The organism is Micromonospora sp. CNZ295, from assembly GCF_004217535.1.
Map to the genome: position 1 here is coordinate 1193286 of NZ_SHKZ01000001.1, position 13697 is coordinate 1206982.

Annotated in this window: 15 protein-coding genes; 11 read left to right on the forward strand and 4 right to left on the reverse strand. The window is 72.9% G+C overall.

What is annotated here, in order from left to right:
- The first annotated feature begins 335 nt into the window (after positions 1-335).
- Positions 336-2363: a cell wall-binding repeat-containing protein gene (locus EV376_RS05650; protein ID WP_130321083.1), complete on the forward strand. Its 2028-nt coding sequence runs from the start codon at positions 336-338 to the stop codon at positions 2361-2363.
- Between the two features lie 109 nt (positions 2364-2472).
- Positions 2473-3396, forward strand: a complete 924-nt coding sequence (locus EV376_RS05655; RefSeq protein ID WP_130321084.1) for an LLM class flavin-dependent oxidoreductase — start codon at positions 2473-2475, stop codon at positions 3394-3396.
- Here the strand turns inward: EV376_RS05655 and EV376_RS05660 are convergent.
- Positions 3371-3802 carry an ASCH domain-containing protein gene (locus tag EV376_RS05660; protein ID WP_130321085.1) on the reverse strand — a complete coding sequence of 144 codons (432 nt, stop codon included), beginning with the start codon at positions 3800-3802 and terminating at the stop codon, positions 3371-3373. The genes EV376_RS05655 and EV376_RS05660 overlap by 26 nt on opposite strands.
- Positions 3803-4037: 235 nt before the next feature.
- Here EV376_RS05660 and EV376_RS05665 point away from each other — a divergent pair, with 235 nt between their 5' ends.
- Positions 4038-4409: an alpha/beta fold hydrolase gene (locus EV376_RS05665; protein WP_486482525.1), complete on the forward strand. Its 372-nt coding sequence runs from the start codon at positions 4038-4040 to the stop codon at positions 4407-4409.
- On the opposite strand, the gene EV376_RS05670 is transcribed toward EV376_RS05665, so the two are convergent.
- Positions 4399-4950 carry a phosphoribosyltransferase family protein gene (locus EV376_RS05670; RefSeq protein ID WP_130321086.1) on the reverse strand — a complete coding sequence of 184 codons (552 nt, stop codon included), beginning with the start codon at positions 4948-4950 and terminating at the stop codon, positions 4399-4401. The two genes, EV376_RS05665 and EV376_RS05670, sit on opposite strands and share 11 nt — an antisense overlap.
- A gap of 185 nt (positions 4951-5135) precedes the next feature.
- On the opposite strand from EV376_RS05670, the gene EV376_RS05675 reads away from it, so the two are divergent.
- From EV376_RS05675 to EV376_RS05690, 4 genes are all read left to right on the forward strand, one after another.
- On the forward strand, positions 5136-5768 hold the full coding sequence (locus EV376_RS05675; protein WP_486482526.1) for a septal ring lytic transglycosylase RlpA family protein: 633 nt from the start codon (positions 5136-5138) through the stop codon (positions 5766-5768).
- A 99-nt stretch (positions 5769-5867) separates the two neighbouring features.
- Positions 5868-6995 carry a PP2C family protein-serine/threonine phosphatase gene (locus EV376_RS05680; RefSeq protein ID WP_130321088.1) on the forward strand — a complete coding sequence of 376 codons (1128 nt, stop codon included), beginning with the start codon at positions 5868-5870 and terminating at the stop codon, positions 6993-6995.
- Between the two features lie 148 nt (positions 6996-7143).
- On the forward strand, positions 7144-9000 hold the full coding sequence (locus tag EV376_RS05685) for an acyl-CoA dehydrogenase (RefSeq protein WP_130321089.1): 1857 nt from the start codon (positions 7144-7146) through the stop codon (positions 8998-9000).
- A 286-nt stretch (positions 9001-9286) separates the two neighbouring features.
- A complete protein-coding gene (locus EV376_RS05690; RefSeq protein WP_130321090.1) occupies positions 9287-9556 on the forward strand; it encodes a DUF6458 family protein in 270 nt (89 codons plus the stop codon).
- Positions 9557-9595: 39 nt separating this feature from the next.
- Here the strand turns inward: EV376_RS05690 and EV376_RS05695 are convergent, their stop codons facing one another.
- Positions 9596-10132 (reverse strand): histidine phosphatase family protein, encoded by a 537-nt coding sequence (locus EV376_RS05695; protein ID WP_130321091.1) that lies wholly within the window; start codon positions 10130-10132, stop codon positions 9596-9598.
- 114 nt (positions 10133-10246) lie between these two features.
- Here EV376_RS05695 and EV376_RS05700 point away from each other — a divergent pair, with 114 nt between their 5' ends.
- Positions 10247-10531 (forward strand): DUF6458 family protein, encoded by a 285-nt coding sequence (locus EV376_RS05700; protein WP_130321092.1) that lies wholly within the window; start codon positions 10247-10249, stop codon positions 10529-10531.
- A gap of 61 nt (positions 10532-10592) precedes the next feature.
- On the opposite strand, the gene trhA is transcribed toward EV376_RS05700, so the two are convergent.
- On the reverse strand, positions 10593-11270 hold the full coding sequence (trhA, locus tag EV376_RS05705; protein WP_130321093.1) for a PAQR family membrane homeostasis protein TrhA: 678 nt from the start codon (positions 11268-11270) through the stop codon (positions 10593-10595).
- Positions 11271-11380: 110 nt separating this feature from the next.
- Between trhA and EV376_RS05710 the strand changes: the two genes are divergently transcribed.
- Genes EV376_RS05710 through EV376_RS05720 form a run of 3 tightly spaced genes read left to right on the forward strand, consistent with a single transcriptional unit; the run spans position 11381 to position 13678 of the window.
- The gene (locus EV376_RS05710) at positions 11381-12025 is read left to right on the forward strand and encodes a 5-oxoprolinase subunit B family protein (protein ID WP_130321094.1); all 645 of its coding nucleotides are present in this window, start codon (positions 11381-11383) and stop codon (positions 12023-12025) included.
- Positions 12022-12942, forward strand: a complete 921-nt coding sequence (locus EV376_RS05715; protein WP_130321095.1) for a 5-oxoprolinase subunit C family protein — start codon at positions 12022-12024, stop codon at positions 12940-12942. Before EV376_RS05710 ends, EV376_RS05715 begins: the two co-directional genes overlap by 4 nt.
- Positions 12926-13678: a 5-oxoprolinase subunit PxpA gene (locus tag EV376_RS05720; protein WP_130321096.1), complete on the forward strand. Its 753-nt coding sequence runs from the start codon at positions 12926-12928 to the stop codon at positions 13676-13678. Before EV376_RS05715 ends, EV376_RS05720 begins: the two co-directional genes overlap by 17 nt.
- Positions 13679-13697: the final 19 nt, after the last annotated feature.

Consider the following 13697-nt stretch of genomic DNA (forward strand, 5'->3'; position numbering starts at 1 on the left):
AGACGATTCGCGCCGCGGCGGGATCGGCGGCCGGATCGGCCGGGGGCGGCGCCGCTTCACTGTAGAGGACCACCGCGATCCGCGCTGCCCCCGGCCGTACGCGTCGCATCACGGAATGTAACGACATCGGGTCCGTGCGGGAGCGACCCGCAGCTCGGGAGCGGACCGCCGACCGCCGGGGTCATCCTTTCGGTCAGACATCCCACGGTGGACCCGGACCGGGGCAGCGGCGACTTAAGAGATCTTTTAAGGTCTCACCATCTGCGCCGCCCCGTGCCGGATCAGCCGGCGGACGGGTGCATTCCCACGGCGCCCTCTGCAAGCAGGGAGTTCCCTTGCCTCCATCTTCCGTTCGCCGCTCCGCGGTGCTCGTGTCGGCCCTCGCGCTGGGCTCGACCGCACTCGTGGCCGGCGCCCCCACGGCCAGCGCCAGCCTGCCGGGCTCCGGCAACGTGCTGACCACCAGCAACAACGGCACCTCGCTCCAGGTCTTCAACGACCCCACCCGGAGCACCATCGCCAACCCCTACGGCGAGACGATGCGCGACGTCGCCTGGTCGCCGGACGGCGGCGTCGGTGCCCACATCGACCCGGACGGTGGCATCAGCACCATCCGCTGGGACGGTGCGGACGCCTTCTACCAGCTCTTCCGCGAAGACCCGTCGGCGACCTGGGAGAGCCCCACCTGGCGGGGCAACGGCGCGAGCCTGATCTGGGCCGAGAAGCCGGGCAGCGGTTCCTGGCGGATCCGGATCGCCCCGAGCTCGTCGTTCGCCGACTTCGGTGGCCAGCTCTCCCCGGTCGGCGACACCCGGCACTACCGCAACCCGGACGGCGGTCCGGACCAGAAGGTGGTGTTCCAGCGCCAGGAGGACAACGGCTCGGGCAACCCGACCGGCCAGGCCAGCGTCGTGCTCTACGACCCGGCCAAGCCGGCCGATCAGCGGATCACGGTGATCGACGACAACGGGTCCAACCCGGCCCTGTCGCCCGACGGCACGAAGGTGGCCTTCGTCCGCGCCGGTCAGATCGTCGTCTCCGACCTCAACGGCGCGAACGAGGTCGTCGTCACCAGCAACGCCGGCACGAAGGACAACCCGGTCTGGTCGCCGGACGGCAAGACGATCGCCTTCAACCAGGGCGGCACCCCGGTGGCGACCGCCGCCGCGGACGGCTCGCAGGCGGCGGCCCCGGTCAACGTGCCGGGCGCCAGCGGCAAGCCGGCCTACCAGCCGCGGAAGCGGGAGCGGGTGGCCCGGCTGGCCGGCCAGACCCGGTACACCACCGCCACCGCGGTCGCCCAGTCGCACTGGAAGACGGTCGGCAACGGGTCGGACACCCGTGAGCAGGCCCAGTCCGTCGTTCTGTCCCGTTCGGACACCTTCGCCGACGCGCTCGCCGGCTCCGCACTGGCCACCGCCAAGCGCGGCCCGCTGCTGATGACCCCGCCCACCTCGTTGGAGGAGGCCACGAAGGCGGAGATCCAGCGGGTGCTGGCCCCGGGTGGCGTGGTCTACCTGCTGGGCAGCCCGGGCGCTCTCTCCACCGACGTGGAGAACGCGGTCAAGGCGCTCGGCTTCACGGTGAAGCGGGTCCAGGGCAGCGACCGCTTCGGCACCTCGGTGGCGATCGCCAAGGAGATCAACCCGGATCCCGACCTGGTGCTGCTGGCCACCGGCATGAACTTCCCGGACGCGCTGGCGGCCGGGGCTGCGGCCGGCTCGTACAACACGCCGGGCAGTCCCGCCTCCGCGGTCGTCGTGCTCACCAACGAGGCGAAGCTGCCCCCGGTGACCAAGGAATACCTCGACTCGCTGCCCGAGGACGGGTTCACCATCTTCGGTGTCGGCCGGTTCGCCGCGGACGCCGCGCGGAGCTACGAACCGGCAGCGATCGACGTCTGGGGCCCGGACCGGTACCAGACGGCTCTCATCACGGCCTTGACGTTCTTCGGTGGCCAGAGCCACGTCGGTCTCGCGACCGGCACCAACTGGCCGGACGCGCTCGCCGGCGGTGCGCTGATGGGCCTGCTCAACGGCCCGCTGATGCTCACCCCCGGCACCGCCGCCGACCTCGGCATCGACGCCGAGCTGCTGTTGGGCCACTCCGGCGGGTCCACCCGCGAGGTGCTGGTCTTCGGCTCCGCCGCCGTCGTGACCGACTACCAGCGCAACCGGGCCGGCTACTGGATCAGCGGCCCGCTCGGCGCGGCCGTGGTGAACAACCCGACCGATGTCAACCCGTCGGTTCGCACCGGCGCCGGCCTGCGCGCCGCCAGCACGGCGACCGTTGAGCTCCGCACCGCCGAGGAGGCGGCCGCGGCCGCCGAGACGGCGCGCGAGCACCTCGACGCCCGACGCTGACCGCTCCGCCTCGACGGAAGGGCCCGGCCGGAAACGGTCGGGCCCTTCCGCGTACCCGGGGCCGAGGTGGTCCACCGGGCGATCGCCCGCCGCGGCGGCGGTTAGGGTGGTGATCATGCGGATCGGCATCGTGATCCTTCCGGACCGGCGCTGGGCGGAGTCCGCCCGTCGCTGGCGGCTGGCCGAGGAGTGGGGCTTCGACCACGCCTGGACGTACGACCACCTCGGCTGGCGGGATCTGGTGGACGGGCCGTGGTTCGACTCGATGGGCACCTTGACCGCCGCGGCTTCGGTGACCAACCGGATCCGGCTCGGCACGCTGGTCGCCTCGCCGAACTTCCGGCACCCGGCCGCCTTCGCCCGGCAGGTGACCACCCTCGACGACGTGTCCGGCGGGCGGGTCCTGCTCGGCCTTGGCGCGGGTGGCATCGGGTTCGACTCCGCCGTGCTGGGCGGCGAGACCCTGCCGCCACGGCAGCGGGTGGACCGGTTCGCCGAGTTCGTCGAGCTGCTCGACCTGGTGCTGCGCGAGGACGGTACGACGTGGCGCGGTGACTGGTTCGCTGCGGTGGACGCCCGGAACAACCCCGGCTGCGTACAGACACCTCGGGTGCCGTTCGTGGTGGCCGCCAACGGGCCGCGCTCGATGCGGCTGGCGGCCCGCTTCGGCCGGGGCTGGGTCACCACCGGTACCGGCGGCGACGACCTGGCCGACTGGTGGCGCGGTGTGGCCGACCTGGTCGCCCGGATGGACAAGACGTTGGCCTCGGCCGGCCGGGATCCGGCCTCGCTCGACCGCTACCTGTCGCTGGACTCCGCGCCCGTCTTCTCGCTGCGCAGCGCCGACCTCTTCGCCGAGCAGGTGGAGCGGGCCGCGGCGCTCGGCTTCACGGACGTGATCACCCACTGGCCGCGACACAGCAGCTGGTACGCGGGAGACGAGGCCGTGCTGGTGGACGTGGCCACCCGTCTGCTGCCCGAGCTGCGCCGCGACCTGACCGGAGGGACTAGGTACCCAGGTCGCCGGTGGTGATGCCGCCGTCGCCGGCCGAGGCGAGCCGGAAGCGGACGCACACGATCGGGCTGTCGTCGTCGACGGGGGTGCCCGTCCGGGCCCAGTACGCCCGGTGTCCGGCCCGCCACTCCTCGATCGACCGGTCGCCCTCTCCCTCCGAGCGGGCGAAGTCCCACGAGACGTCCGCGAAGCGGACGACCTCGACACCGGTGACCTCGACGACGGCGACCAACCCGTCGTTGTCGTCGACCAGCGCGAGCCGCTCACCGACGTGCTCCAGCTCCTCGCCCTCCCGCTCGTACTCGCTGAGCAGGCCGGCCGTCGCCCGCTTCACCCCGGCGAGCACGAGGGTGTTCAGGTTCGCTCGCAGCTTCCCGGGCGTGCCGAGGTCGAGGGTGCGCAGTCCACCGATCCGAGGCCACATCCTGCCGAGGCTACCGGCCGCCGCCCCCACGGCGGGCCGGTGCGCCGGTACGGTGACGGGACCGAGAGTGGGGAGGCGATGATGGCGGGCCGGCGGGCGGTGCTCATCCCCGGTCGGGGCTACGACACGCGTTACGCATTGTTCTTCTACGGCGCGGAGGCGCTGCACCGGGCCGGGTTCATCACGCACGAGATCTCGTGGCAGGTGCCGGACGATTTCGACGTGACCACGGCCGGTGCCTGGGTGGTCGAGCGGGTGGCGCCGGCGCTGGCCGAGCCAGCCGACCTGCTGGTCGCTCGGCACGCTCGCGGTGTCGCTGGCCGCCGAGCGCGGGGTGTCGGGCATCTGGTTTACCCCGCTGCTGCACCGGCCGGAGGTGGTCGACGCCCTGGAGCGGGCCACGGCCCCTTTCCTGCTGGTCGGCGGCACCGCAGACTCCTCCTGGAACGGTCCGCTGGCCCGTCGGCTCACCCCGCACGTGGTGGAGATCCCCGACGCCGACCATTCGCTGATGGTGCCGGGCCCGCTGGCCGAGTCCGCCGAGGCGCTCGGGCGCGTCTGCACTGCGGTCGAGGAGTTCGTGGCCGGTCCGCTGGTCACGGGGTGAGATCCGCGCCGCCGAGCAGCGCCCGGATCCGTAGTTCGTCCGCGACCTGCGGCGGGCAGTCGGCCACCACGGCGGCGGTGCCGACCGGAGCGGCCCCGCGTGCCGCGCAGATCTCGTAGAGGGCGCGTACCTGGGCGCCGGTGGCGACCCAGTCGTCGACCACCAGTACCCGGTCTCCGGGACCGAGGTGGCGGTCGCGTACGGCGAGGTCGACCTGGCGGCCCCGGAAGTCCGGCGGGCTCTGCGCCCAGGTCAGCGTGCCGGGGGGCAGCCGTCCGTCGCCCGGCTTGTGCGCGGCGACGAACCCGATGCCGAGCGCGGTCGCGGCGAGCGGCCCGAGCAGGTAGCCGGTGACGGCCGGGGAGAGGACCACCGTGGGCCGGGCCGCCCGGAACGGCTTCACCAGCGCCGGGCCGAGATCGGCCAGCACCGAGGGGTCACGCCACCAGCCGGAGACGTCGCTGACCAGGTGGGAGGCGCCGGGACCGGGGTCGATCCAGTGGACCAGTTCGGCGAGGCGTCTGCTCAGCTCAGCGGGCATGTCGTCCATCCTGGGGCATCGGGCACCCGTGCGGGTGGTGGGTCGGCCGGGCCACCGCAGGTCGGCTGATCGGCTACACGTTTCACCGCAATTCCGGCTATACCACCATGATCAGGTTGACTTCGGAAGTACTTCTCTCGTTACGGTCCGAGCCGGTTTGTTCAGATGACGAAAGGACCGGGCCGGTGGCTGGCAGGCACTCCCGTACCCGTAGGTTCTCCTCCCGGAACGGCATCGCGGCCACCGCGGCCCTCGGTGTCGCGCTCGCGGTCGGCGGCACCGTCGGCGCGGTTCAGCTGACCTCCGGCGCCGATCCCGAGCGGCCCGTCGCCGTCGACCTGACCCCGACCGACGTCCCGGCCGGCGCCACGGCTTCGCCCGTGTCGTCCCCGAGTGCCACCGCCTCGCCGAGCCCGAGCACCAGCACCAGCCCGACGGCGACCCGTACGACGCAGGCGCCGTCCCGCGGCAAGCCGCGGACCACGGCGCCGAAGCCGACCGCGACGAAGAAGAGCACCCCGGCCCCGTCGGTGGTGCAGACCGGGTCGTGCGGCGCCTCCTTCTACTCCGAGGGGCAGCTCACCGCCAACGGCGAGTACTTCGACCCGTCGGCCATGACCGCCGCCCACAAGACGCTGCCGTTCAACACGAAGGTCCGGGTCACCAACCCGGCCACCGGCAAGTCGGTGACGGTGCGGATCAACGACCGGGGCCCGTTCATCGAGGGGCGTTGCCTGGACCTGTCGCGTGCGGCCTTCGCCGCCATCGCCCCGCTGAGTGCGGGGCACGTGGAGGTCCGGTACGAGGTTCTGGGCTGAGCCGTGCGGGGCCGCGATCGGGCCCCGGGAGTGGACCGCCCGGCTACATCCACCTCGGACGTCGGGCCAGGTTCATGCACCGGTTCACGTCCATCAGGCATGCTGTCCCTCGTACGCACGCACGCCTTCCAGTCGGGCCGCGGCCCGCTGAGCCCCGGATCCCGCGCCGGCCTCGGCGCGGCCCTCGCCCTGCTCGCACTCGTGTCCGCCGTGGAGTTGGCGGACGGCCGGGGCGCGAACTACATCGCCCTGATGGTGGCCGCGCCCTTCCTGGCGGCGGCACTCGGCTCCTGGCGGGTGGTGCTGGGCGTGGGCGCCGCGGCAACCGTCATCGGCGCGAGCTTCGCGTTGGGTGAGCGGACGGTCTCCCTCCCCACCGCGGTCGCCGTCGCCAGCATCGCACTGGGCACCGCGCTGGCCGCCCCGACGGCCGCGGTACGGCAGCGGCAGGCCGAGCAGATCGCGGAGCTGTCGAAGCTGGCCTCCGTCGCCCAGCAGGCGGTGCTCCGGCCGTTCGGCCCGCAGGTGGGTTCGCTGGCCGTCGCCGCCCGCTACATCTCGTCCACCGCCACCGCCGAGATCGGCGGAGATCTGTACGAGGCGCTGGACACCCCGTACGGCGTACGCATGATCATCGGTGACGTCCGCGGCAAGGGGCTCGACGCGGTCCGGCTGGCCAGCATCGTCCTGGGCTCCTACCGGCACGTGGCGTACGAGCGGGCCGACCTGCGGGCGGTCGTGGCCGACCTGGACCGGGCGGTCGCCCGCAGCGTGGGCGACGAGGACTTCGTGACCGCCGCCCTGGTGGAGGAGCGTGGCGGCACGCTGACGATCGTCAACTGCGGCCACCCGCCGCCGCTGCTCCTGCGGCACGGGGCGGTCATCCCGCTCGAGCCGCCGGCCCCGGCGCCGCCGCTGGGCTTCATGCCGGTCGTCCGGCCCCGCGTCGAGCGGCTGGAGCCGGGCGACCGGCTGCTGCTGTTCACCGACGGGTTGGGCGAGGCGCGGCGCGACGGCGAGTTCTTCCCGACCGCGGACCGGGCGTGGCGGCTGCTCGGCCACGGCACGGTCGCCGACGGGCTGGCCTCCCTGGAGGCGGCCCTGGTCGAGTGGGTCCACGGCCGGCTCGACGACGACATCGCGCTGGTCCTGATGGAGTACACGGGCGCGCGTACCGAGGTGACCGCAGCCGTGCCGAGCTGGGAGGTCGGCGCGGCGGAGGCCTGAACGGGGCGGTAGCCGAGCGCGACCGCAACCTGAACGGGAAGTGTGTAATCGCTGTCACTTCGGAGATCGGCTTGTCGTTGCCTACCCGCGAGTAATATAGTCAGGGTTACTGATCGGTAACACCTGTCCGGAAGCGGGGCCAGCGAGCATGACCCACTACAAGAGCAATCTTCGGGATCTCGAGTTCAACCTGTTCGAGGTCTTCGGGGCGGACCGGACGTTCGGCCAGGCGCCGTACACGGAGCTGGACGTCGACACCGCCCGCAGCTTCCTCTCCGAGGTCGACCGCCTGGCCCGCGAGGACCTCGCGGCCAGCTACACGGACAGCGACCGCACCCCGCCGGTGTTCGACCCGGCGACGCACACCGCGCCGCTGCCGGAGTCGTTCAAGAAGTCGTACCAGGCGTTCATGGACTCCGAGTTCTGGCGCCTGGACCTGCCCGAAATGCTGGACGGCTCCAACGCCCCGCGCGCCCTCTGGTGGTCCCTCGCCGAGCTGGTGCTGGGTGCCAACGCCCCGATCTGGATGTACGCCTCCGGCCCCTCCTTCGCCCACGTGCTGCACGTCGAGGGCACCGAGCGGCAGAAGAAGTGGGCCAAGCTGTTCATCGAGAAGCAGTGGGGCTCCACGATGGTGCTGACCGAGCCGGACGCCGGCTCGGACGTCGGCGCCGGGCGCACCCGCGCCATCCCGCAGCCGGACGGCTCCTGGCACATCGAGGGCGTGAAGCGCTTCATCACCTCCGGTGAGCACGACCTGTCCGACAACATCGTCCACTACGTGCTGGCCCGCCCGGTCGGCGTCGAGGGCGTGGGCGGTCCGGGCACCAAGGGCCTGTCCCTGTTCGTCGTGCCGAAGTACCACTTCGACGAGGAGACCGGCGAGCTGGGCGAGCGCAACGGCGTCTTCGCCACCAACGTCGAGCACAAGATGGGCCTCAAGGTCTCGAACACCTGCGAGATGACCTTCGGCGAGCACGGCGTCCCGGCGAAGGGCTGGCTGCTGGGCGAGAAGCACGACGGCATCCGGCAGATGTTCATGATCATCGAGTATGCCCGGATGATGGTCGGCACGAAGGCGATCGCCACGCTCTCCACCGGCTACCTGAACGCGCTGGAGTACGCCAAGAGCCGGGTGCAGGGCGCCGACCTGACCCAGACCACCGACAAGACCGCCCCGCGCGTGACGATCACCCACCACCCGGACGTGCGCCGCTCGCTGCTGCTGCAGAAGTCGTACGCCGAGGGCCTGCGCGCCCTGGTCTGCTACACCGCCACCTGGCAGGACAAGGTCGCCATCGCCGAGGCGGCCGGCGACGAGAAGGCCACCAAGCTCGCCAAGCGGGTCAACGACCTGCTGCTCCCGCTGGTCAAGGGCGTCGGCTCGGAGCGGGCGTACGAACTGCTCGGTCACGAGTCGCTGCAGACCTTCGGTGGCTCCGGCTTCCTCCAGGACTACCCCCTGGAGCAGTACGTCCGGGACGCCAAGATCGACACCCTGTACGAGGGCACCACGGCGATCCAGAGCCTCGACCTGATCTTCCGGAAGATCGTCCGGGACAACGGCAAGGCCCTGCTGGCCGTCGCCGGCGAGATCCAGGAGTTCATCGCCACCGAGGGCGGCAACGGCCAGCTCAAGGAGGAGCGGCAGGCGCTCGGCAAGGCCCTCGCCGAGATCCAGAACATCCTCGGCGTGCTGACCGGCTGGCTGGGTGAGGCGCAGGGCGGCGACCCGCGGGCCCTGTACAAGGTCGGCCTGAGCAGCCGCCGGTTCCTGCTGGCCGTGGGCGACCTGGTCGTTGGTTGGCTGCTGCAGAAGCAGGCCGACGTCGCGCTGAAGGCGCTGGGCGGCGAGGTGTCCGCGGCCGACCAGGCGTTCTACACCGGCAAGGTGGCCGCCGCCCGGTTCTTCGCCCGCGAGGTGCTGCCCCGCATCGGTGCCGACCGGCGCATCATCGAGAACACCGACCTGGACGTCATGGACCTCCCGGAGGAGGCTTTCTGAGCCGTACGGCGATGAAGGGCTGATCCCGGACGGACCCGGCACCGACGGCCGGCGAGCGGTGGCTCGCCGGCCGTCGTGCTGTGCGGATGGCGACCCCGGGCCCAGCGGCGAACCCCGGGTCCAGCGCGGCCCCGGGCCCAGCGCGACCCCCGGCCCAGCGCGAACCTCGACCCCGGGCGACTTCGGCCGCTCCCGAAACGGGGGTAGCCCCGGCTGGCGGCGGGTAATCGGCACCCGGACAGGTCAGAGAACGCCCAGAGCCACCGCACGGGGGAGTGCAGCGCACATGGGCATTGGTAGCGGCATCTTCCTGATCGCCCTCGGCGCGATCCTCACCTTCGCCATCCGGGCCAACGTCTGGTGGGTCGACCTGCGTGCGGTCGGCTGGGTTCTCATCCTGGCCGGGCTCGCCGTCCTGCTCACCACGGTGTGGTTCTGGCAGGACCGGCGCAAGCGGGCACGGACCCTGATCGTGGAGGAGAACCGGTTGTCGCACCCGACCGCGATGATGCCGCCGCCTCCCGACCCGCCGCCGCCCACGGCACCACCGTCCTGACCGGTCGGGAACGGGCCACGCACCGGTGCGGTGCGTGGCTCAGCTGCGTGCGGTGTGGGTGGCGGTGATGACGGTGTCCCCCCGGCCGAGCCCCGCCCAACCGGCCGTCGTCCGGTGCACCGCGATGCCACTGGTGCGCAGCCCGTCCTGGTCGGCCCGTTCCGGGTCGAGCAACGCCGACAGCAGCGAGATCCCGGGATTGTGGGCGATCAGCAGCACCGTCCGGGCGCCGGGGTCGACACGACGGATCAGCGTCAGCAGGTCCTCCGGGTGCGCCTCGTACGCGTCCGCCTCGTAGTGGACGGCGGGTGCGGGCCCGGCCGGCCCACCCTCGGGCGGGGCCCCGGTCATGCCCAGGGCAACGCTGTGCCAGGTCTCCCGGGTCCGCCGGGCCGCCGAGCAGATCACCACGTCCGGGAGCAGGGCGTGCCGGGCGAGCCAGGCGCCGGCCGCCCCCGCGTCGGCCCGGCCCCGGGCGGCCAGCGGCCGCTGCACATCCGGTCCGTCGTTCGGCGGCTCCGCCTTCGAATGCCGGAGCAACACCAGCGTGCGGTCGTGGGCGTTCGCGTCCGTCATGCCCTCAGCTTGCCCGATTGGCGATCTCACCGCCTGGGTAAGTCGATGTCTGCCGCTACCTCACCGATGGCCGCGGCGACCGGAACGCCAGGTGACAGCCGAGGAGGCGACGACATGGGCATTGGTGGCAGTATATTCCTGATCGCGCTTGGCGCGATCTTCGCGTTCGCCGTGGAGGCGAACCTGGGGTGGCTCGACCTCGCCGTGGTCGGGTGGGTCCTGATGCTCGCCGGTGTGGCGGGCCTGATCGTGACCCTCTACTTCTGGAACTCCCGCCGCCGCACGGTGGTCACCCGGCCGGTCCGCGAGCAGCGGGTCGTGGCCGACCCCGTGGTGCCGGCGCAGGACCGGGTCGTGCAGGAGTACCGCGAGGTGCGCCGGCCGGACCCGACCGTCTGAGACCTGTCAAGAGGGGCCCCTTCTGCGACGCGAGGCGTCAAGAAGGGGCCTTTCCTGCTGCTCAGGCGAACAGGGCGAAGTAGATCGCGATGTGGTGGCAGATCGCGGCGAGCAGCGTGCAGGCGTGGAAGAACTCGTGGTGGCCGAAGACGGTCGGCCAGGGGTTGGGCCGGCGCAGTGCGTAGAAGACGGCACCCACGCTGTAGGCGGCGCCGCCGACGCTCAGCAGGACCAGGGCGGTCACGCCGCCCTCCCGGAGGATGTCCGGCAGCACCACCACCGCGACCCAGCCGAGCGCCAGGTACAGCGGCGCGGAGACCCAGCGCGGGGCGTGCGGCCACACCAGCTTGAGCGCCACCCCACCCAGCGCGCCACCCCAGACCAGCGACAGCATGATCGTCGCAGGGCGAGGCTCCAGCAGCAGGATGCAGAACGGCGTGTACGTGCCGGCGATGAACACGAAGATCATCGAGTGGTCCATCCGGCGCATGATCTGGTAGCCGCGCTCGGTCCACACCCGACGGTGGTACAGGGCGCTGGTGCCGAAGAGACCGCAGACGGTCAGGCTGTAGATCAGGCAGCTGACCAGCGGTGCCCAACCGGGCCGGGTGGCGGCGATCGAGCAGAGCACGATTCCGCAGACGAGGGCGACGAAGAACGCGTACGTGTGCAGCCAGCCGCGCATCCGCGGCTTGCCGATGTCGACCGGCTTGAGGCGAAGCGGGGCGGAGGTGGTCACGCCATCAGGTTACGACACCGTAGGTTACTTAGTGGTAGTGTGCCCGGTCACGCCGGACCGAACACCGGCCGGGATCCCTTGGCGGGGCCGCCGTCCGGGAGGATGGCGGGATGCGGATCCGACCGGTCGGGGCACACGCCCTGCTGCTCGACCACGCCGACCCGACACCCGGCAACCCGCCGCAGCCCGAGGTCGCCGACCGGGTGGAGGCGTGGCGGGCGGAGCTGTGGCGCCGCCGGGAACGGGGCGAACTGGACGTCACCGAGATCGTGCCGGCCGCGACCACCGTGCTGCTCGACGGCGTACGCGACCCCGCCCGCACCGCCGCGCTGATCGCCGGCTGGACCCCGGCACCGGCCACCGGCACCGCCGACGCGGCCACCGTCGAGGTCCCCGTCAGCTACGACGGGGAGGACCTGCCGGCCGTCGCCGGGCACTGGGGCGTCGACGTCCCGGACGTCGTACGCCGGCTGACCGACACCGAGTTCCGGGTGGCGTTCTGCGGTTTCGCCCCCGGGTTCGCGTACCTGACCGGGCTGCCCACCGGACTGGCCGTGCCCCGGCTGCCAACCCCCCGTCCCCGGGTGCCGGCCGGGTCCGTCGCCCTGGCCGGCCCGTACGCCGGGATCTACCCGACCGCCTCGCCCGGTGGGTGGCTGCTCGTGGGCAGGACCGACCTGCCCCTGTTCGACGTGCACGCCGATCCGCCGGCCCGGCTCGGCCCCGGCGCCCGCGTGCGGCTGGTGCCGGCGTGACCGCCCGGCCGGGCACCCCGCCAGCCGGTCCGTCGCCCGGCCCACCCGAGCCGGGCCCGCGGGCGCCCGCCGTCGACGTGCTGCGCGCCGGCGCCCTCACCACCGTGCAGGACCTCGGGCGTCCCGGCTGGGCGCACCTCGGCGTGCCGCGCTCCGGCGCGCTCGACCCGGCCGCCCTCCGGCTGGCCAACCGCCTGGTCGGCAACCCGGAGACCGCCGCCGGCCTGGAGCTCACCCTGACCGGCTGCGCACTGCGGTTCAGCCGCGCCACCACCGTCGCGGTGACCGGGGCGGACGCCGACGTGCGGATCAGCGACCGCCCCGGCGACGTCGGTCGCCCCCTCGCCGTACCGGCGGGCGCGGTCCTCCAGATCGGCCCGCCCCGCACCGGCCTGCGGTGCTGGCTCGCGGTCGCCGGTGGCATCGACGTCGAGCCGGTGCTCGGCAGCCGCGCCACCGACACCCTCTCCGGCCTCGGCCCGCCGCCGCTGCGGGACGGCGACCGGCTGCCGCTCGGCCCGCCCGCCGGCCCGCCGGCTCCGGTGGACGTGACGGTCACCGTGCCGCCACCGGTCGAGGTACGGCTGGCGCTGCGCCTCGGCCCGCGCGAGGACTGGTTCGCGCCGCTCGCGCTCGACCGGCTGTTCGGCACCGCGTACACCCTCTCGCCGGTCAGCAACCGGGTCGGCGCGCGACTGACCGGCGCACCGCTGCCGCGCGCGGTCGCCGGGGAACTGCCCAGCGAAGGGCTGGTGCTCGGCGCGGTGCAGGTACCGGCCGACGGCCAGCCGCTGGTGTTCCTCGCCGACCACCCGACCACCGGCGGGTACCCGGTCATCGGTGTGGTGGACGACGTGGCCCCGCTCGCCCAGGCCCGGCCAGGGACTACCGTGACCTTCCATGGACCTCAACGCTGACCTCGGCGAGGGCCTCGGCATCTGGCGGCTCGGCGACGACGCCGCGCTGCTGGACCTGGTGACCTCCGCGAACGTCGCCTGCGGATTCCATGCCGGGGACGCCTCCACCATGCGTCAGGTCTGCGCCGGCGCCGCCAAGCGGGGGGTCGCGGTGGGTGCGCAGGTCGGGTACCGGGACCTGGTCGGCTTCGGGCGGCGGCACATCGCGTACGAGTTCGCCGAACTGCGCGACGAGGTCCTCTACCAGCTCGGCGCCCTCGACGCGTTCTGCCGGGTGGCCGGCACCCGGGTCCGGTACGTCAAGCCGCACGGCGCGCTCTACCACGCCGCCGCCCGCCACGAGACCGAGGCGGCGGCGCTGGTCGCCGCGGTCGGCGAGTACGACGACCAGCTGCCGCTGCTCTGCCCGCCCGGCTCGGTGCTCGCCCAGCTCGCGACCGGCGCCGCACTGCGGGTCGTCGGCGAGGGCTTCGCCGACCGGGGCTACCTGCCCAACGGCCACCTCGTTCCGCGCGGTGCCCCGGACGCGCTGATCACCGACCCGGAGCAGACGGCCGCCCGGGCGGTCCGGATGGCCACCGAGCGGACCGTCGTGGCGGTCGACGGCAGTGTCGTCCCCTGCCCGGTCGAGTCGATCTGCCTGCACGGCGACACTCCCGGCGCGGTGCGCTGCGCCGAGCTGGTCCGCGCCGCGCTCGTCGACGCGGGGGTCACGCTCACTCCGTTCGCGTGGTAGGAAGGTCCCCTTCTTACGC